Origin of the sequence: Pseudarthrobacter sp. SORGH_AS 212, assembly GCF_030818145.1 — a bacterium.
In the GTDB taxonomy this organism is placed as follows: Bacteria; Actinomycetota; Actinomycetes; order Actinomycetales; family Micrococcaceae; genus Arthrobacter.
This window is the reverse complement of record NZ_JAUTAA010000001.1, coordinates 2,645,491-2,664,005: the sequence shown is the minus strand read 5'-3', so window position 1 is coordinate 2,664,005 and position 18,515 is coordinate 2,645,491. Positions and strand designations below refer to the sequence as shown.

Annotated in this window: 22 protein-coding genes; 15 read left to right on the top strand and 7 right to left on the bottom strand. The window is 65.7% G+C overall.

Features of this window, described 5'->3' with window-relative positions; all coding sequences use genetic code 11:
- The first annotated feature begins 109 nt into the window (after positions 1 to 109).
- The 9 genes from QE394_RS12110 to QE394_RS12070 all read left to right on the top strand — a co-directional run bounded on the left by QE394_RS12110 (position 110) and on the right by QE394_RS12070 (position 10,351).
- Positions 110 to 1,762, top strand: coding sequence for an ABC transporter substrate-binding protein (locus QE394_RS12110; RefSeq protein ID WP_261620572.1), 1,653 nt, complete (start codon positions 110 to 112; stop codon positions 1,760 to 1,762).
- Between the two features lie 21 nt (positions 1,763 to 1,783).
- On the top strand, positions 1,784 to 2,740 hold the full coding sequence (locus QE394_RS12105; RefSeq protein ID WP_015938539.1) for an ABC transporter permease: 957 nt from the start codon (positions 1,784 to 1,786) through the stop codon (positions 2,738 to 2,740).
- 3 nt (positions 2,741 to 2,743) lie between these two features.
- Positions 2,744 to 4,879 (top strand): dipeptide/oligopeptide/nickel ABC transporter permease/ATP-binding protein, encoded by a 2,136-nt coding sequence (locus tag QE394_RS12100; protein ID WP_056080748.1) that lies wholly within the window; start codon positions 2,744 to 2,746, stop codon positions 4,877 to 4,879.
- Complete coding sequence (locus QE394_RS12095) at positions 4,876 to 5,682, top strand: ATP-binding cassette domain-containing protein (protein ID WP_056080753.1); 807 nt, start codon at positions 4,876 to 4,878, stop codon at positions 5,680 to 5,682. The genes QE394_RS12100 and QE394_RS12095 overlap by 4 nt, the downstream gene beginning before the upstream one ends.
- Positions 5,683 to 5,729: 47 nt before the next feature.
- Entirely contained in the window at positions 5,730 to 6,659 is a 930-nt protein-coding gene (locus tag QE394_RS12090; RefSeq protein WP_268155804.1) for a dihydrodipicolinate synthase family protein, read from the top strand.
- Between the two features lie 205 nt (positions 6,660 to 6,864).
- Complete coding sequence (locus QE394_RS12085) at positions 6,865 to 7,872, top strand: ROK family protein (protein ID WP_349034616.1); 1,008 nt, start codon at positions 6,865 to 6,867, stop codon at positions 7,870 to 7,872.
- A 2-nt stretch (positions 7,873 to 7,874) separates the two neighbouring features.
- On the top strand, positions 7,875 to 8,558 hold the full coding sequence (locus QE394_RS12080; protein WP_056080757.1) for an N-acetylmannosamine-6-phosphate 2-epimerase: 684 nt from the start codon (positions 7,875 to 7,877) through the stop codon (positions 8,556 to 8,558).
- Positions 8,555 to 9,754, top strand: a complete 1,200-nt coding sequence (nagA, locus tag QE394_RS12075; protein WP_349034615.1) for an N-acetylglucosamine-6-phosphate deacetylase — start codon at positions 8,555 to 8,557, stop codon at positions 9,752 to 9,754. The genes QE394_RS12080 and nagA overlap by 4 nt, the downstream gene beginning before the upstream one ends.
- A gap of 174 nt (positions 9,755 to 9,928) precedes the next feature.
- A complete protein-coding gene (locus QE394_RS12070; RefSeq protein WP_349034614.1) occupies positions 9,929 to 10,351 on the top strand; it encodes a GNAT family N-acetyltransferase in 423 nt (140 codons plus the stop codon).
- A 6-nt stretch (positions 10,352 to 10,357) separates the two neighbouring features.
- Here QE394_RS12070 and QE394_RS12065 read toward each other — a convergent pair whose 3' ends face one another.
- Complete coding sequence (locus tag QE394_RS12065) at positions 10,358 to 10,537, bottom strand: hypothetical protein (RefSeq protein ID WP_261620578.1); 180 nt, start codon at positions 10,535 to 10,537, stop codon at positions 10,358 to 10,360.
- Between the two features lie 137 nt (positions 10,538 to 10,674).
- Between QE394_RS12065 and QE394_RS12060 the strand changes: the two genes are divergently transcribed.
- The 3 genes from QE394_RS12060 to QE394_RS12050 all read left to right on the top strand — a co-directional run bounded on the left by QE394_RS12060 (position 10,675) and on the right by QE394_RS12050 (position 12,288).
- Positions 10,675 to 10,926, top strand: coding sequence for a DUF1272 domain-containing protein (locus QE394_RS12060; protein ID WP_349034613.1), 252 nt, complete (start codon positions 10,675 to 10,677; stop codon positions 10,924 to 10,926).
- Between the two features lie 172 nt (positions 10,927 to 11,098).
- Positions 11,099 to 11,851, top strand: coding sequence for an AAA family ATPase (locus QE394_RS12055; RefSeq protein ID WP_349034612.1), 753 nt, complete (start codon positions 11,099 to 11,101; stop codon positions 11,849 to 11,851).
- A gap of 212 nt (positions 11,852 to 12,063) precedes the next feature.
- Positions 12,064 to 12,288, top strand: coding sequence for a hypothetical protein (locus QE394_RS12050; protein ID WP_349034611.1), 225 nt, complete (start codon positions 12,064 to 12,066; stop codon positions 12,286 to 12,288).
- Between the two features lie 66 nt (positions 12,289 to 12,354).
- Here QE394_RS12050 and QE394_RS12045 read toward each other — a convergent pair whose 3' ends face one another.
- The gene (locus QE394_RS12045) at positions 12,355 to 12,915 is read right to left on the bottom strand and encodes a hypothetical protein (protein WP_349034610.1); all 561 of its coding nucleotides are present in this window, start codon (positions 12,913 to 12,915) and stop codon (positions 12,355 to 12,357) included.
- Complete coding sequence (locus QE394_RS12040; RefSeq protein WP_349034609.1) at positions 12,912 to 13,442, bottom strand: hypothetical protein; 531 nt, start codon at positions 13,440 to 13,442, stop codon at positions 12,912 to 12,914. The genes QE394_RS12045 and QE394_RS12040 overlap by 4 nt, the downstream gene beginning before the upstream one ends.
- A 112-nt stretch (positions 13,443 to 13,554) precedes the next feature.
- Here QE394_RS12040 and QE394_RS12035 point away from each other — a divergent pair, with 112 nt between their 5' ends.
- The gene (locus QE394_RS12035; protein ID WP_349034608.1) at positions 13,555 to 14,157 is read left to right on the top strand and encodes a dihydrofolate reductase family protein; all 603 of its coding nucleotides are present in this window, start codon (positions 13,555 to 13,557) and stop codon (positions 14,155 to 14,157) included.
- 1 nt (position 14,158) lies between these two features.
- Here the strand turns inward: QE394_RS12035 and QE394_RS12030 are convergent, their stop codons facing one another.
- The 3 genes from QE394_RS12030 to QE394_RS12020 form a co-directional block, all read right to left on the bottom strand.
- Entirely contained in the window at positions 14,159 to 14,926 is a 768-nt protein-coding gene (locus QE394_RS12030; protein WP_056081634.1) for a glucosamine-6-phosphate deaminase, read from the bottom strand.
- Between the two features lie 144 nt (positions 14,927 to 15,070).
- Positions 15,071 to 15,802 carry a FadR/GntR family transcriptional regulator gene (locus tag QE394_RS12025; protein ID WP_349034607.1) on the bottom strand — a complete coding sequence of 244 codons (732 nt, stop codon included), beginning with the start codon at positions 15,800 to 15,802 and terminating at the stop codon, positions 15,071 to 15,073.
- Between the two features lie 103 nt (positions 15,803 to 15,905).
- A complete protein-coding gene (locus QE394_RS12020; RefSeq protein ID WP_261620599.1) occupies positions 15,906 to 16,661 on the bottom strand; it encodes a ZIP family zinc transporter in 756 nt (251 codons plus the stop codon).
- A 217-nt stretch (positions 16,662 to 16,878) separates the two neighbouring features.
- Here QE394_RS12020 and QE394_RS12015 point away from each other — a divergent pair, with 217 nt between their 5' ends.
- The gene (locus QE394_RS12015) at positions 16,879 to 17,355 is read left to right on the top strand and encodes an ATP-binding protein (protein ID WP_015938559.1); all 477 of its coding nucleotides are present in this window, start codon (positions 16,879 to 16,881) and stop codon (positions 17,353 to 17,355) included.
- A gap of 142 nt (positions 17,356 to 17,497) precedes the next feature.
- On the opposite strand, the gene QE394_RS12010 is transcribed toward QE394_RS12015, so the two are convergent.
- Positions 17,498 to 18,109: an NADPH-dependent FMN reductase gene (locus QE394_RS12010; protein WP_091723336.1), complete on the bottom strand. Its 612-nt coding sequence runs from the start codon at positions 18,107 to 18,109 to the stop codon at positions 17,498 to 17,500.
- A gap of 246 nt (positions 18,110 to 18,355) precedes the next feature.
- Between QE394_RS12010 and QE394_RS12005 the strand changes: the two genes are divergently transcribed.
- The gene (locus tag QE394_RS12005) at positions 18,356 to 18,508 is read left to right on the top strand and encodes a hypothetical protein (RefSeq protein ID WP_349034606.1); all 153 of its coding nucleotides are present in this window, start codon (positions 18,356 to 18,358) and stop codon (positions 18,506 to 18,508) included.
- The last annotated feature ends 7 nt before the right edge of the window (positions 18,509 to 18,515 follow it).

The following is an 18,515-nucleotide window of genomic DNA, read 5'->3' as shown; positions in this document are numbered from 1 at the left end:
TGCAGGGCGATCGGGTGCAGCTGAGCCGCCGCACTTGACGGCTGGCTGTGATCGCCCTTACAGTCGTTCTACGAGCTAGGACATCCTACATCCGATAAACATCTTTTGAATGGTGAGGCACATGAACAACATCAAGAACCTGCCGCTGGTCAATGACGCCAGCCGCCGGAACTTCCTGAAGCTGGGCGGGGCCATGGGCCTGGCCGCAGCTTTCGCCGGCTCCCTCGCAGCCTGCGGCGGTCCCGCCGCTACCACCACGGGCGCCACCGAAAACACCTCGCCCGTCAACAAGGACCTCACCATCGAGGCCGGCATCTCCTACGCGCTGTCTACCGGGTTCGACCCCATCTCCTCTTCCGGCGCCACCCCGATGGCCGCCAACCTGCACGTGTTCGAAGGCCTCATCGAACTGCACCCCGCCACCCGTGAGCCGTACAACGCCCTGGCCGCCGCGGACCCCAAGAAGGTCAGCGACACCCAGTACCAGGTGGCCATCCGGGACGGTGCCGTCTTCCACGACGGTACGCCGGTCACCGCCGAAGACGTGGTGTTCTCCTTTACCCGCGTGATGGACCCGGCCAACAAGTCGCTGTTCTCGCAGTTCATTCCGTTCATCCAGGAGGTCAAGGCCCTGGACGCCAAGACCGTGGAGTTCACGCTCAAGTACGCGTTCCCCGGCTTCGGCCCCCGCATCTCCGTGGTGAAGGTGGTGCCCAAGGCGCTGACCAACTTCCCGTTCGGTTCCGATCAGCTGAAGTCCTTCGATGCAAAGCCCGTAGGCACCGGCCCGTACAAGCTCATCTCCGCCGTCAAGGACGACAAGATCGTTTTCGAAGCCAACCAGGCCTATAACGGCCCGATGCCTGCCCTGGCCAAGGGCATGACCTGGCTGCTGCTCTCCGATGCCGCCGCCCGCGTCACCGCCATGCAGTCCGGCCGCGTCCAGGCCATCGAGGACGTCCCCTACCTGGACATGGAGGGCCTGAAGTCGGCAGCCACCGTTGAATCGGTGCAGTCCTTCGGGCTGCTGTTCATGATGTTCAACTGCAACGCCGCACCCTTCAACAACAAGAAAGTCCGCCAGGCCCTCCACTACGGCCTGGACAAGGACTCCATCATCAAGAAGGCCCTGTTCGGCAACGCCAAGCCAGCCAGCTCCTACTTCCAGGAGGGCCACCCGGACTACGTCAAGGCCAAGAACGTCTACGGCTACGACGCCAAGAAGGCCGAGGACCTCCTCAAGGAAGCCGGCGTCACCAGCCTCGAGTTTGAGCTGCTCACCACGGACACCGCCTGGGTCAAGGACGTGGCACCCCTGATGCTCGAATCCTGGAACAAGATCCCCGGTGTCAAGGTCACGCTCAAGAACCTGCAGTCCGGCGCCCTGTACACGGACCGCGTGGCCAAGGGCGACTACAAGGTTGTTGCCGCGCCGGGCGATCCCTCGGTGTTCGGCAACGACGCGGACCTGCTGCTGAGCTGGTTCTACGCAGGTGACACCTGGATGAAGAACCGCGCTTTCTGGGGCGATACCCCGGAGCGGGTGCAGCTGGTGGACCTTATGTCCAAGGCTGGCCGCGCAACCAAGGAAGACGCCAAGAAGCTGACCGGCGAGATCGTGGACCTGGTATCCGAGGAACTCCCCCTGTACCCGCTGTTCCACCGCCAGCTTCCCAGCGCCTGGGATTCCAAGAAACTCAGCGGCTTCAAGCCCCTCCCCACCACCGGAGTGTCCTTCGTTGGTGTGGGCCGCACCGCCTAGACCTACCCATCGGAGACTACATTGAGCACCATATTGCGACTGCTGGGCCGACGGCTCGCAGCCCTGCCGCTGATGGTCCTTGGCATCACCCTGCTGGTGTTCCTGGTCCTGCAGGCCGCCCCCGGAGACCAGGCAAGCAGCGCCCTGGGCGAGGGCGCCAGCGAGGAAGCCAAGGAACAGTACCGCCAGGCAAACGGCCTGAACGATCCGCTGCTGCTGCAGTATGTGCGGTTCCTGGGCAAGCTCCTGCAGCTCGACCTCGGCGTCACCACGCCGCCGGCCAAGTCTGTGGCGAGCATGATCGGCTCGGCGTTCCCCCTGACGCTGCAGCTGACCTTCCTGGGCGTCATCATCGCCGTCGTGGTCTCCCTGGTCTTTGGCATCATCGGCGCCCTCTACCGGGACAAATGGCAGGACCAGCTGGTCCGCGTGTTCTCCATCGCCGCGGTGGCAACGCCGTCGTTCTGGCTGGGCATCCTCCTGATCCAGTGGTTCGCCCTGGGGCCGGCAGCGATGTTTCCGTCCGGCGGCATTGCCACCCCGGAGTCCGGATTCGGCGGCTGGCTCAACTCGATGGCGCTGCCCGCCCTGGCCCTCGGCATCCCGGTTTCGGCCTCGCTCATCCGGGTGGTCCGCACCTCCATGGTGGAGGAGCTGGACCGGGACTATGTCCGCACGGCCATCGGCAACGGCGTGCCGTACCGCGAGGTGGTCTCCAAGAACGTGCTCCGCAACGCACTCGTCACTCCGGTGACCGTGCTGGGGCTGCGGATCGGCTACCTGCTGGGCGGCGCCGTCGTGATTGAAATGATCTTTGCCCTGCCCGGCATGGGCCAGCTGATCCTCAATGGCATCACCAACCTGGACGTGAACCTGGTGCAGGGTGTGGTGCTGACCATTTCCGTCACTTTCGTCCTGGTGAACATCGCCGTGGACCTGCTTTACCTGCTCATCAACCCCCGAATCAGGACCGTGTGACCCATGCGCAGCAAACTCGCTGAACGTCTGAGCGCCCCCGGGATCCGCCTGCGGGCCCTGCCCTGGGGCTCCCGGCTGGCCCTCGCCTTCCTGGTGGTGATCGCCTTCGCCGCCGTCTTCGCCCCGGTCCTGGCACCGCACGATCCGCTGGAATCCTTCATGCCGGCCACTCCCCCGGGTGCCGAGCATTTCTTCGGCACCGACCGGCTGGGCCGCGACATCTTCTCCCGGCTGCTGTATGGCTCGCAGTCCTCGCTGATGATCGGCCTCGGTGCCGTGGCCCTGGCCGTCCTGGCCGGAGCGTTCCTCGGCTCGCTGGCCGCCACGTCCAGCAAGGCCGTCAACGAGCTCCTCATGCGCATCATGGATATCCTGATGGCGTTCCCCGGCATTGCCCTGGCCGCGGTGCTGCTGGCGGCCTTCGGCAACTCGGTACCCACCATCATCATTGCCATCGCCATCATCTACACCCCGCAGCTGGCCCGCGTGGTCCGCGCCAACGTGCTCTCGCAGTACGGCGAGGATTACGTCCGTGCCGAGCGCGTCATCGGTGCCGGCCGGTTCTACATCCTGGCCAAGCACATCGTCCGCAACACCGCAGCCCCCGTGCTGGTGTTCGCCACGGTGATGGTGGCCGACGCCATCATCCTCGAGGCCTCGCTGTCCTTCCTGGGCGCCGGCGTCCAGGATCCCGCCCCGTCCTGGGGCAACGTGATCTCCTACGGCCGCAACCTGGTCCTGTCCGGCGGCTGGTGGGCCACCACCTTCGCCGGCCTCATCATCCTGCTCACCGTCCTGGCCTTGAACATCCTTGCCGAGGGCCTCACCGACGCCATGGTCAACCCCCGGCTGCGGCGCGCCCCGGTGGTGAAGGACGACGACGGTGCTGCCGCTTCCGTTGCCGGCGCAGCAGTCGCAGGTTCGGCCGTGGATACCGAGGTGGCCACCTCGGTTGCGCAGCCGTCGATTGTGGAACAGCACGAACTCGACGCCGTCCTGCCGGCTTCCGGAACCACCCCCACCGAAGGCCGGCAGGACACCTCAGCGGTACTCACCGACGTCAGGACCGCCGCCAACCCGCACGCCCTGCTGGACCGTGAGCTGGAACTGCTCGCCGCCGTCGAGGCCACCCGCACGGACCGACTCCCCCAGGTCCCGGCGGACGCCCGGACGGTCCTCGAGGTCAGCAACCTCTCCATCCGGTTCCCCGGCCGGTTTGGCGAGACAGCCATCGTGGACAACGTCTCCTTCACCGTCCGCGAAGGCGAAACCATGGGCCTTGTGGGCGAGTCCGGTTGCGGCAAGTCCATCACGTCGCTGGCCGTCATGGGCCTGCTGCCCAAGACCGCCCGGATTAGCGGTTCCATCCGGTTCGACGGCAAGGAACTGCTGGATCCGGATACCAGCCACAGCAACACCAAGGCCTACCAGGGCCTGCGCGGCGAACAGATCGCCATGGTCTACCAGGACGCCCTCAGCTCGCTGAACCCGTCCATGAAGATCAAGGACCAGATGCTGCAGCTGACCCGCCGCGGCGGCCGGAAGACCCCGGCCGAGCTGCTGGAGATGGTGAAGCTCGATCCGGTCCGCACCCTGGCCAGCTACCCCCACGAATTGTCCGGCGGGCAGCGGCAGCGCGTGCTGATCGCCATGGCCTTGTCCCGTTCACCCAAGATTGTGGTGGCGGATGAGCCCACCACTGCCCTGGACGTCACAGTCCAGAAGCAGGTGGTGGACCTGCTCAACGAACTGCGCGAGCAGCTGGGATTCGCCATGGTGTTCGTCAGCCACGACCTCGCACTGGTGGCCTCCCTGGCGCACCGCATCACGGTCATGTACGCCGGCCAGGTGGTGGAATCCGCCCAGGCCTCCGAGCTGCTGCGGAACCCGAAGCACGAATACACCCGCGGCCTGCTCGGCGCGGTTCTCTCCATCGAGGCCGATGCCGCCCGACTGCACCAGATCCCCGGCACAGTCCCGTCACCCAACGACTTCGCCCCGGGGGACCGGTTCGCGCCGCGTTCCCTGCGCAGCGACGCCGACCCCAACCAGCAGCTGGTCCTCACCGCCGTGGCTTCGGCCAACGGCGGGGATTCGGACCACTACTGGGCCAGCCACCGCAAGGAGGACGCCAAGTGAGCGCATCCACCGGACAGCCCGTCATTGAGCTCAAGGGCGTCAAGGTCCACCACCGTGCCCGCACCGGGGGCCTCTTCCGCCCCAACGTGGTCAAGGCTGTCAACGGTGTGGACTTCACCATCAGCCGCGGCGAAACCGTGGGCATCGTAGGCGAATCCGGCTGCGGCAAATCCACCCTGGCATCCGTGCTGGTGGGCCTGCAGGCGCCTACATCCGGGGAGGTCCTGTTCCACGGCAAGCCCGCCATCAAGCGCAACGCCGCCATGCGGAAGGAGTTCGGCCGCTCCGTGTCCGTGGTGTTCCAGGACCCCGCCACCGCGCTGAACCCGCGCATGACCATCCAGGACATCCTCACCGATCCGCTGCAGGTGCATGGCATCGGCAACGCCGCCAGCCGGGCTGCCAAGGTCCGGGAACTGCTCACGCTGGTAGGCCTGCCCGCCTCAGCGGCGGAAGTGACGCCGTCGCAGGTGTCCGGCGGCCAGCGGCAGCGCGTGGCCATCGCCCGGGCCCTCGCGCTGGATCCGGACATCATCGTGGCGGACGAGCCGACGTCGGCCCTGGACGTCTCCGTCCGCGCGCAGGTCCTGAACCTGCTCTCCGACCTCAAGGCGCGGCTGAACCTGGGGATGGTGTTCATCTCCCACGACATCCAGACCGTCCGCTACGTCTCCGACCGCATCTGCGTCATGTACTTCGGCGAGATCGTGGAGGAAGGCCCGGCCGCGCAGGTGTTCGACAACCCCAGCAACGACTACACCAAGAAGCTCCTCGGCGCGGCCCCCAGCCTGCTGCACACCTAGACCACCCATCCCCTCTCTTCTACCAACCCAGTTATCGGAGTTTTCCCGTGTCTTCCCAGTTCTCCGGCGTCATCCCGCCCGTCGTCACCCCCCGCCACGCAGACGGCAGCATCGACACCGCGTCGCTGCACAACCTCACCAACCACTTGCTCGACGGCGGCGTGTCCGGGCTGTTCGTCCTCGGTTCCTCCGCCGAGGTGCCCTACATGACCAACGCCGAGCGCGACCTGGTGGTCAGCACCATCGCCGAAGCCAACGCTGCAGCCGGCGCCAAGGCGGTTCCGCTCATCGTCGGCGCCAACGAGCAGACCACCAACCGGGTGATCGAGGAGGCCAAGCGCGTGATCGACCTCGGTGCGGACGCCATCGTGGTCACCTCCATGTACTACGCCATCGGCAACGCCGAGGAGACCGAGACCCACTTCCGCAGCATCCACGCCGCCGTCAGCAAGCCGATCTTCGCCTACGATGTGCCCGTCCGCACCCACTTCAAGCTCCCCACTGACCTGCTGGTCCGGCTGGGCCGCGAAGGTGTCATCGCCGGCGTCAAGGACTCCTCCGGGGACGACGTCTCCTTCCGCCAGCTCCTCCTCGCCGCACGGGACATCGACAACTTCGATATCTTCACCGGCCACGAAGTAGTGGTGGACGGCGCCCTCCTGGGCGGCGCCCAGGGCGTGGTCCCGGGCTTGGGCAACGTGGACCCGCGCGGCTACCGGAACCTCGTGGACGCCGCAGCCGCAGGCGACTGGGCCAAGGCTGCCGCCGAGCAGGACCGCCTGGCCGACCTCTTCGAGATCGTCTACACCCCCAACGGCCGGGTTTCCGGCGGCGCGGCGGGACTGGGCGCATTCAAGACCGCGCTGCAGGTCATGGGAGTCATCGAATCCAACACCATGAGCGCACCCATGCCGGCGCTGAACGAGGACGAAACCAAGGCCATCCGCGGCATCCTCGAACGCAACGGCCTGGTCTAGTCTGCCGTGGCTGGGTCGCGGCTGGGGGCCATTTTGCCGTCCCTTAGACACCTCCCGGCGCACCGCTACGGTCGCTGGGCGACCTACGCGATGCTCTGGTCGGCGATGCGGGACTACGCAAAACAGCTCCCAACCGCTGGGCGGGCACGTCGCCTTCGCCGGCCGTGGGGTCAGCTGTTGATTGATGCCCTGTGAGGGAGAAGTGATGATGTACGCGATCGGTGTTGACCTTGGGGGTACTAAGACGGCTGCCGGGGTTGTTTCCGGGGGTGGGGAGGTCTTGTTTTCGGAGACCATCCCCACGCTGAGCCGTGACGGTTCCGCCGCGATCCTCGACGCTACTGCGGCGCTGGTTTCTTCCCTCATATCGCGGGCTCAAGCAGAGAGCCTCGATGTGGTGGGGGTCGGCGTCGGGTCCGCAGGGGTCATTGATGCCGCGCGCGGCGTGGTGGTGTCCGCGACGGACGCCATCACCGGCTGGGCCGGGACGGCACTCACCGCAGGCCTGGCCGCACGGCTGGGCCTGCCGGCGTCGTCTGTCCTTGCCGTGAACGACGTGCACGCGCACGCCCTCGGCGAAGCCTGGACAGGCGCCGCCGCGGGGACCTCCAGCTCGCTGCTGGTGGCGTTCGGCACCGGCGTGGGCGGGAGCTTCGTCCTGGACGGCAAGCCCGTGCTGGGGCACCGCTACGCTGGCGGGCACGTGGGCCACTTTGCGTCCCCATACGCGTGCTTCGACAGCGCCCCGCTCCCCTGCGTCTGCGGCGGTTCCGGGCATGTCGAAGCCATCGCGTCCGGGCCTGCCATCCGTGAGGCCTACGTCCGGCTCGGCGGCTCATCCCCAGCTGCGGACACCCGCGCCGTCTTCGGCCTGGCCGCGGCAGGTGATTCTGTTGCCGCCAGCGCAATCGGGACGGCAGCAGCCGCCGCCGGGCAGGCCGTGGGCGGCCTGGCGAACATTCTTGACCCCGAGGTGGTGCTGGTGTCCGGCGGGCTGGCCGACGCGGGCGAGCGCTGGTGGCAGCCGATGGAGGCCGCCTTGCGCGCAGAACTGTTGCCTGCCCTGAGCGGCATTCCGGTGCGACCCGCCTCGCTGGGAAATACGGCCGCCATTGCGGGTGCTGCCCGCCTTGTTCTTGACCCTGCCGCTTTCGGCGCCGCCGTTTCCGGCCCTGCCGATTTCACTACCGCCCAGACGTCCCGAAGGAACTGACCATGCTCCTGTCCCCCGATGCCCTTGAAGCCCTGCACGGGCGCCTGATTGTCTCGTGCCAGGCGTACCCGGGCGAGCCGATGCGTGATCCCCGGACCACCGCCCAGGTGGCAGCATCTGCCGTGATTGGCGGGGCGGCCGCCGTGCGCGTGCAGGGCCTGACGGATGTCCAGCACACCCGTGCGGCCGTGGAGGTTCCGGTGATCGGGCTGTGGAAGGACGGGCACAGCGGCGTCTTCATCACCCCCACGCTCCGGCACGCGTTGGCGGTGGCGAACGCGGGATCCCATGTGGTGGCCATCGACGGCACCCGCCGTGAACGTCCGGACGGGCTTTCCCTGGGCCAGACGGTGGCGGGGATCCATGCGGAATCGCATGCGCTGGTGATGGCCGACTGCGGGTCGTTCGCGGATGCCGCCGCCGCCGTGGACGCCGGCGCGGACCTGATCGGCACCACGCTGTCCGGGTACAGCGGCGAACGCCCCAAGACCTCCGGCCCGGACCTGGAGCTGCTGGCGGAGATTGCGGCTGCCGGTTTTGACGTCCCGCTCATTGCCGAGGGCCGCATCCACACGCCTGCCCAGGCCCGCCAGGCGCTCGACGCCGGGGCCTTCGCCGTGGTGGTGGGCACGGCCATCACGCACCCGGCCACCATCACCGGCTGGTTCTCGGACGCCCTGAAGTGACCCGTTCCTACCTGCTGACGGGCACCCTCCTGACGGACGGCGCCACGGTGGTGGACGCCGCCGTCGCTGTGGTCGACGGACTGATTGCCTACGCCGGGCCGCGGGCGGGCCTGGACGTTGCGTCCCTTCCCGCGTTGGCTCAGATGAAGCTCCCGCCGGGGAGCATTCTTCTTCCCGGCCTCATCGACCTGCACTGCCACGGCGCCGCCGGCGGCGACTTCCCCGGTGGTGACCCCGGGGCCGCCCGGACTGCGGTGGATTTCCTCCACCGCAGCGGGACCACCACGCTGCTGGCCAGCCTGGTGACCGCGCCGCGGGAGGATCTGCTGCGAAGCATCGGGACGCTTCGAGACCTCGCGGACGACGGCCTGATCGCGGGCATCCACGCCGAGGGACCGTTCCTGTCCCAGGCCCGGTGCGGCGCCCAGGATCCGCGGTTCCTCCGGGATCCTGATCTGCACTTCCTAGGGGAACTGGTAGCGGCGGCCGGCGGCCACCTCCGGACCATGACCTACGCCCCGGAGCTGCCGGGCGCGGCCGGGCTGGTGCGGGAGCTTGCCATGCGCGGCGTGGCCCCTTCCTTGGGCCACACGGACGCAGATACACGCACGACGGCGGATTCGCTCACCGATGCGGCGGACCTGCTGGCCGCTTTTGGTCCTGACAATGCCCGTCCCACAGTGACGCACCTCTTCAACGGCATGCCGCCGCTGCACCACCGCAGCCCCGGCCCGGTGGCCGCATGCCTGCAACTGGCCTCCGCCGGGCGGGTTGCCGTGGAACTGGTGGCCGACGGGGTGCACCTGGACCCGGAGACGGTGCGGATGGTCTTTGGCCTGGTGGGTGCCGCGAATGTTGCCCTGGTGACCGATTCGATGGCGGCCACGGGGCTGCCCGACGGTGAGTATGACCTTGGCCCCGCGGGAGTGGTTGTCCGGGATGGCGAGGCTCGCCTGCGCAGCAACGGCGCCCTGGCCGGCGGCACGGCCACACTGCTGGACGTCGTGCGCCGGACTGTCGAGGCAGGAGTGGACCCCGCCGATGCCGTCCTGTCCGCCACTGCGGTTCCTGCGCGGATTCTTGGCCTCAGCGGCGAGGTGGGGAGCCTTCGCACCGGGCTGCGCGCCGACGTCGTGGTGGTTGATCCGGACTTCCGGCGTGTCCTGGTGATTCGCGGCGGAGAGGTCCTGGCGTAGTCCCCGGTTTTACTTACGGGGGCGGCAAACAGCTGCCGTTCCCCCGAATTCGAGCGTGACCTCTTGGGAGATGTCTACGTCGCCGGGCGTTTTGATGATGTAGATGCGTGGGGCCATGTCGTCCGTGCAGGCCTGCGCGGACCCCGTGACTATGCTGCGTGTTTGGATGGGAGGATGACCGCCATCAGCGTTGTAAGGCCAGAGGATCTGCCACTCACCGAAATCCTTGGGCTATACCGTGCGGTGGAATGGTTCGCCTACACCAAGGACCCTGACAAGCTTGTGCGAGCGCTGGAGGGGTCTTCCACCATTGTGGCCGCTCACGATGGCCAGACACTGGTTGGGTTAGCGCGGGTAATTTCCGATGGTGCGTCAATTTGCTACCTTCAGGACATTCTTGTCCTGCCGTCGCACCATAGAAGGGGTATAGGACGAGTCCTCGCTGAACGGGCACTCAAACAGTACCCGCATGTTCGCCAGAAGGTCCTCATCACCGACGACGAGCCGACCCAGAAGGCGTTCTACAAGGCGCTCGGCTACACCCAGGCCGACGAATATCCAGGCGGATCGGTGAGAGCTTTCATCAGGTTCGACTGATTGCCGTTACTCCTTCTTCTCCCGTCGGGCCAGCATTATTTCGTTGGCAGCATACGGCAGAAGGGCAACAAGTGGAATCGCTACGCCTTGCCAGAATGGGACCAGCGACAACACCAGCGGCATGAAGGATGCGACAAATATTAGCGGGTGAACATATCGATACAATTTCATGATCAGTTCCATCATGCTGACAGTTATCTCCGGTTCACTCAACCCTGTGACTTGATACCAAAATCACCATGGGTAAGTTATCCCTATGCCACGAGCCGCGAAGGCCCCGAAACCCGTTCCTTCATCCTGTTTCCCGAAAGTAGAGCTGCTGGGTGCTTGAGATCCGACCGAATTGCGAATGTTGCGGCGTCGACATTGCTCCCTCCGCCGAGGCGTACATTTGTACATTTGAGTGCACGTGGTGTCCGGATTGCGTTGAACGGTTCCCGAATCGTTCTTGCCCAAACTGCGGAGGAGACCTTCAGCGACGCCCCATCCGGCCCGCTGATGCTCTAATCAATAATCCAGCCAGCACTAAAAGGGTTGTATCTCCCCGTTGCCTCGAAAAGGTCACCGGGCTCTAGATCTTTCGAGACGGATCAGAAAGCTGAGTCAATGGCTTACACCCTGAGTCAGATCGAACAAGCACTCCGCGATTCATGGGGAGCCGACACCACCTGTCTGGACACCAAAAGCCTTATGAGATGGCACCAGGGCAATCCAGCGCACGGTCAGTGCGGGCCCACAGCCCTCCTGGTGCAGGACCTTCTCGGCGGCGAGCTCCTGATAGCAGAGGTCACCGGCGGAGATAAGGAAGAGGAGGTTCACTATTGGAACCGCTTCGTTGGCGGCATCGAGATTGACCTCACCCGGGAGCAGTTCGGCCCCCACCGCATCATTGGTGATCCCCGGGTTGTTGTACGGCCGCCAGAAGGGCCCCGTGCCTACGCAACGGAATATGCGCGGCTGAAGGCAAGGGTTCTGTCGGCGCTCAAGCAAGGGTCTGCCCGGCGTTCCGAACCCACCTGCCCGCACCCGGTTACGCTGTCCTTCATGTCTCGAATTCTGATCACCGGCATGTCAGGGGCGGGAAAGACAACTGTGCTGCATGAGTTGTCCCGGCGGGGCTACCGAACGGTCGACACCGATTACGACGGTTGGGTGCTTCCTGACGGAACATGGGACGAACCACGGGTCTCAGCGCTCCTCGCGTCCAGTTCATCCCTCATCGTCTCGGGAACGGTTGAGAATCAAGGTCGCTTCTATGGCCGCTTCTCCGCCGTCGTTCTGCTCAGTGCACCGGTGGAGGTTCTAATCCAGCGGGTCTCAGCCCGTACGAACAATTCCTACGGCCACTCCGAAGCTGACCAGTCCGCGATCCGGCAATACGTACTCGACGTCGAACCGCTGCTTCGGGGCGGCGCAACCCTCGAGCTCGATGCCCGGAGGCCAGTCTCGGACCTGGCTGACGATGTCGAACGCCTCGTGGCTGCCGAGGGCCCAGCCTGACCAACCGGACGCTCAAGCAGCTTCGGCGAGGCGAGGGATTGGCACTAGGGTTGACGTTCAGTCGAAAAACAGGGTTAAGGACCACCGGGGGAACCATGCAGCAGCCATCGGCCAGTGATGTCGGATTTCGGGAAGTTGACCAGGACGGGAGTACCCAGGGCCTTAGGTCCACGGCAGAACCGATGCCCCTCCGGCAGTATCCACGTTGGTCCGTGAACCCGTTCATTGCAATGCTGTGGCTGTTGGCCACGGCATTGCTTACCGGCGGAATCTGGGCCATGGCGACCATGATGTTCACCGCCGGGCCCATGGGAGGGCCTCCCACCCTTTCATTCGTCATGATGACCTTCGCGCCGCAAGGGCTCCTGGTTGGAACGGTATTGGTCCTTTGCCTGCTTTTCTGGCACGCGTGGCAGTGGCAGCGGCGCCGCATGTGATGACTGCACTATCGCAGGCTGTTCAGCCCGCGTGATGGCCACACGGCCACGAAAGGCCCCCTGCACTCATTGGACCGTCGAGTGATGCCCTGCGTTGCGAAGGAGCGGTTGAGTGGGCTGCTGAACGTCGGCTAAAGGCTGGATCAGCAGGTTCCGGTGCAGTGTCACCCATCCGTCGCGTTCAAGCGGAAGGTGATCGAACTGGTCGGGGACAAAAACTACGGTCCTGTCGTCCGGATCCTGCACTTCCACCAGGATGTCCCGGCCGTCACCGAGGCTGTTGCACGCTTCCCAGTAGTTGTATTCGTCGTCATATGGGTATTTCGCCACCAGGCACACGACTTCAGGCAGCGGGCCCGGTGCGGCGTAATAGTTCGTCGACTCGTACGCGGCCAAGAACCGCGACTCGCCGATCTTCGCTTCCCCTGCTTCGTCCTGGATCGCAGGGACGGCATCCTGCTTCGTCAACTGCCGTTCCAACACCTCAACCGTTCCGGGAATCGACAGGAAGAACCGCACGTACAGAAGCCCGAGGGCCAAGCACGTGCCCACACCGGCCACGGCGGCGAACGTGATCATCAGTTTCCAGAACGCCGTCAACGGAACTGGCGGTGGCTGCCCGGTCATTGCCGTCCCCTGAAGAGGTTGTCACTGATCTTCGTCCACCCAGCGGCCTGCAGCTCATTGGTGTCGTACTGGTCGGGGACGAGGGTCAGCTCGCGTCCTGCCTGGTCGCTCATCGTGACGATCGGGTCGTGGGCGGAGACCATGCCGGCGCACCCGGCAATCGGAAGCCCCGGCGCATTCCCTGCTTCAATCAGCAGGCAGATGATTTCCTCGCCATTCGCATCCCTGGTGGCGACAAAGACTTTGGATCCTGACCTCGTCCCCAAGTACCGGGCCGACTCCGTATGAATCCCGCCGTACAGGGAGTAATTCGCGGTAACCACATCTTCGGCCGTGGCCGTCCTCTCCAGGACTTTCAGGGTGGGCCGGCATTCCCACGGCCCGTACTGGAAGACAGCCAGGCCGACGGCTGCGACGGCGAGCCCCAGCCCAAGCCACCGGGCGTTTCTGAACCGGCGGACGGCAAACGCCAGCACCATGGCAGCGGACAAAAATGCGGCGAAGATCAGGTAGTCAATAATGTTCAAGCGCTGCCCCCTCAGGCTGATTGATCTCCCTGCACGCTACACGCTGCCGGCAGGCCGGCCTTCACCGGTCCCCTGAGCCGTCCGATATCGTCCATTTAAGAGATTCATCGTGATGGGGGTAATTGTGCGGGAACTTGTCTACTACGTGGCGGCATCGGTTGACGGCTACATCGCGGCGCCGGACGGGTCATTCGACGTCTTCCCTGTTGAGGGCGACCACATGCAGGTGCTCTTCACAGAGTTCGCCGACGCGTTGCCCACCCATGTCCTCGCAGCACTGGGCATCGAAGCGCCCAAGAACCGTTTCGATACCGTCATCCAGGGCTGGAACAGCTACAATGTCGGCCTCGCCGTGGGCATCGACAGCCCCTACGCCCACCTGCACGAGTACGTCGCCACCCGCAGCAGGACCAGTTCCAACCCGGCAGTCACGTTCACGGACGACGCCGTGGCCACCGTCCGGAACCTCAAACAGGAGGCGGGGCTGGACATTTACCTCTGCGGCGGCGGCGCGCTGGCCGGGGCGTTGCTCCCCGAGATCGACAGGATCATCCTCAAACGCAACCCGGTTGTCCTCGGGGCAGGCATCCCGCTGTTCGGGAACACCGCCTTTGAGCCGGCGGGCTTCCAGCCCGTCACGTCGCGGACCTTCAGGTCCGGAGTGGTGATCGAGGAGTACGAACGCACCCCGCTGGGTGCCGCTGACGCGTCCTGAGTTAGACGCCGACGGCGGCACCGGCCACCCGCACGGTGACCTCGCCGAATCCGGGGGCCAGCTTGGCCGCGGCTGCTTCGTCCGCCACGACGGTGACGTGCGCGTGGCGCTGCAGGATTGACGCCGGGCAGTCGGCTGACACGGGCCCCTGCAGCGCTGCCGTAAGGATCTCTGCCTTGTCCGCCCCGCTGACCACCAGCAGCAGGTGCCGGGCTTCCATGATGGTGCCCAGCCCTTGGGTGATGCACTGTGTGGGGACATCGTCCAGTGACGCAAAGTACCGGGCATTGGCCTGCCTGGTGCGTTCGGTGAGCACCTCCACCCGCGTCCGCGAGTCGAGGGCTGAACCCGGCTCGTTGAAGGCAATGTGTCCGTTGTGGCCGATGCCCAGGATCTGCACGTCAATGCCACCGGCGCGGGCAATGGCCGCGTCGTAATCCGCCGCCGCCTGCCGCGGGTCCGGGGCTCCGCCGTCGGGCACAGCAACCTTTGCCGCATCAAGGCCCAGCCGCACGGTGACCTCACGGCGGATGACTTCGGCGTAGCTTTCGGGGTGCCCGGCCGGCAGGCCAACATACTCATCGAGGGCGAACCCGCGGACGGCACCCATCTCCACGGAATGTTCCGCGAGGGCCTTGTAGATGGGCAGCGGCGAGCTGCCGGTTGCAAGCCCCAGGACGGCGTCGGGCTTGCTGCGGACCACGGCGGCCAGGATGCCGGCGGCGACGGAACCGGTGGCGGAGGCGGTTGGCACTACGAAAATTTCCACGGCAAAGGCACTCTCTACGGGAATCTGGCACGAAACATCGGAACGGAACAGGGCATGGCGCAGCCACATGGAGGGGCTTAGCCACAGGAAGGGGTGCCCCCAACTGCGGTGGAGGGCTGGCGAGGAATCCGGCGGAACCGGGAGCTAGGCTGCGGCGACGTCCTTGAGCTTGAGGCGGATGCCATCGAAGTGCCGCTGGAGCCGCTCGGAGGCCAAGGCCTTGTCGCGGGCCTCCACGGCTTCGTAGATCTCCCAGTGAATCCGGGCCTGTTCTTCCAGGTTGACCGGCCCGGAGCCCAGGGCTTCGTGGATCTGCCGGTAGACCTGCCAGAAGACATCCATGAGGTTGATCAGCAGCTCATTGTTCAGGGGCGCGTAGAGCCGGCGGTGGAACTCGGCGTCGTGCTCCACCAGGGACTCCCCCTTGGCGGCGGCGTCCTCCATGGCCTGCATGGTGGACCGCAGGTCGGCGAGGTGTTCGTCCGTCAGGAGATCGATGGCGGACCCCACCAGTCCGGACTCCAGTGCCTGCCGCACGTCGATAAGCTCCATGGCTTCTTCGCCCTTGTGGCGCAGCGACAGCCGGCCGCGGAACATCAGCCCGGAGACCAGTGCACTGAAGTTGTTGGGCGCCACGAACATGCCGAAGCCGTGGCGGATTTCGATGACGCCGAGGGCCTGCAGGACCTTCAGGGACTCGCGCACAGTGTTGCGGCCAACCCCCAGCTCGGCGGAGAGTTCACTCTCAGTGGGCAGCGCATCGCCCACGTCCAGCCCGCGCTCGAGGATGAGTTCCATGATGCGGGTCTGTAGCGCCTGGGAGCGGATTTGGGCGCTGAACCTGGCTGACGATACCGCCGCGGGTGTTGCTGTCACGTCATCTCCTTCGGCCACACTCCGTGGCGGCCTTCATCTCGAATCAGTGTACAGGACATGGGACGTCCTTTGTCTTGCGGCGTCTCCTTTTCTTCCGGGAACGCTATCCGCCCACGTGGTGGATCGTAAAGGCGGTCAGGAAGCCCACGGAGGCGGTGAGCCCTGTCAGGTTGTGGTGCTCCTCGAAGGCCTCCGGAATCATGGTGTCCGCCAACATGGCCAGGATCCCGCCAGCGGCCACGGAGGTTATGAACGCCACCAACTCATCCGGCGCGTTTTCCAGCAGCGTGTATCCCATGAGTGCTGCCAGGCCGCTGAGGACCGCAATCCCGCCCCACAGTCCGAAGACGTACCCCGCACTCCTGCCGGCCTTCTTCATGCCGGCCGTTCCGGACAGCCCTTCGGGAACGTTGGAGATGAAGACGGCAGCCATCATGGCCGGGCTGACCGCACCGCCGGCAAGCATTGTCACACCCAGCACCACGGATTCGGGCACGCCGTCCAGCAGCGCCCCGACGGCGATGGCCGTCCCACTGCCCGGATCGTCCTTTTCGGAGGGCTGCTGGCCGCCGGACCTCTTGCGGTGCTTGGCGCCCGCCCGGGCCAGCAGCATATTCGCGCCCACGTACACCACGGAGCCGGCCAGGAAGCCTGCCACCGTGGGCCAGAGCCCGCCGCCCTGCACGGCCTCGTCCACGAGTTCGAACGCCAGGGCGGAGATCAGCACGCCGGCACCGAAGGACATGATTGAGGACACCAGCTTGGACGGCAGCGACCACCGCCAGGACAGTGCGGCGCCCAGGACCAGGGCGGCACCGGCGATGGTGCCCCACATCAGGGCCTGCAGCCATACGGGCATGTTTCCCACTTTCCGGCTCCTCCAGCGGAAGCCACGTCCACCAATGCGTACCCCCGGGAGCAGTTCCTAAGCAACAGCTCCTATGCAAACATGCGCGCCGCAGGCACCACCCCCACGCAGAATTGATGGGATCTTGACCCAAACCTTACTGACCCCTGCAGTTGCGGGTCCACGCTGGACGAAGAAAGGCAAACCAGCTTATGGGGAGCAGGAAGTCATGGGAAACGAAACAGCATATGACAAGGACGTCATCGCAGTGGGAGGGGTCCTCACGGACCAGCACCCGCTCGACTTCCACACCTTGGGGCTGGCCGGCTGCATTGACAGGCTGACCGGCCCCCTCCGCCAGCGCGGGACCGCGGTCCGCTGGGATACTCCGCACTGGGGGATCGAAATCCCGGCGGACTGCGCTTCCCTGCTGTACCAGTCGGCACGCGAAGTGATCAGCAACGCCTACAAGTACTCGGACGCATCCGAACTCAGCGTGCAGCTTGCCGTGGTGGACCACAGGATCAGGATGAAAGTGGCCGACGACGGCACAGGCTTTGATTGCAGCCGCGCCAACCGCGGGCGGCACCATGGCTACGGTCTCCGCCTCATGGCGGTTGCGGTCGAGGAAGCGGGTGGCTCCGTGGACATCGATTCCCGCCCTGGCCACGGCACCTCGGTGACGGTCACCCTGCCGCTGGACTGAAGAAGCCCGGCAACACCAGCCCGGCCCCGCATAAGGGCCGCAGAAGACTCGAATGCCCGCCGTCGCTGGGACGGCGGGCATTCGTACATCCAACAAGGCGTCCCATCGGACGCTTCGGCAGCAGCCGTGGAACTGCGGGGAGCTAGCGGGACAGTTTGTCCGCGTCCGGCTCCAGGTCGCCGATATGGCCGGGGGCGTTGGCGGCCAGCACCCGGGCAACAAAGGCGCTGTACTCCTCGATGTAGTGGCGCAGGAACTTGGCGGTGCCCTCATCCCTGAGCTCGCCGTCGTCGTCGAAGGCATCCGGCTTGTACTGGATGTAAGCCTCCGGCGCGTTCAGCTGTGGCGCGTCCAGGAAGCTGAGCACGCTGCGCATGGAGGACTGCATCACCGCCGTGCCGATGCTGCCCGGCGAGGCGCCGATGATGCCGGTGGGCTTGCGGGCGAAGGAGTTGGTCCCCCAAGGGCGGGAACCCCAGTCGATGGCATTTTTCAGGGCACCCGGGATGGACCGGTTGTATTCGGGCGAGACAAACAGGATGCCGTCGGACGATTCGATGGCTTCCTTCAGGGCGCGGCCCTCGGCGGGGAAGTCGGCGTCGTAGTCGTAGCTGTAGAGCGGGAGATCCCGGATGGGGATCTCCGAAAACTGCAGATCTTCAGGGGCCAGCTTGATCAGTGCGTTGGCGAGGACCCTGTTGATGGAGCCGGTTGCCAGGCTCCCTACGAAGTAGCCGATCTTGAACGGTGCCATGAGTGTTCCTTCCGGTGGCCGGCCCGGGCCGGCCACGTGCTGTCCTGGATTGCCTTTCCTGGGAAAACTGCCGTCCCTGGACAGGACCAGCGGCGGCGGTGGTGCTCAGTGCACCCCCAGTCCAGCACAGAAGGCCGGCCCCGGCCAGAGGTTCCCGCACGCGCCATTGACACGCAGCAGGCAAGGGCGCTCAATGATCAGTACCGCCGCCACCGAGCCGCGGCACCAGCAAAGGAGCAGGCAGCGATGACCGAAAATCCATTGCGAGACGAGCGGGTCCACCCGGAGTCTCCGGCGGAGGGCGATCCGGACGCGGATCCCTCGGACGACGTCAGGGCCCATTCCCAGGACCCCGCGGAGGGGCCGGACGTTCCGGACGAGCCGCACACGAAATCCTGATCCGGGG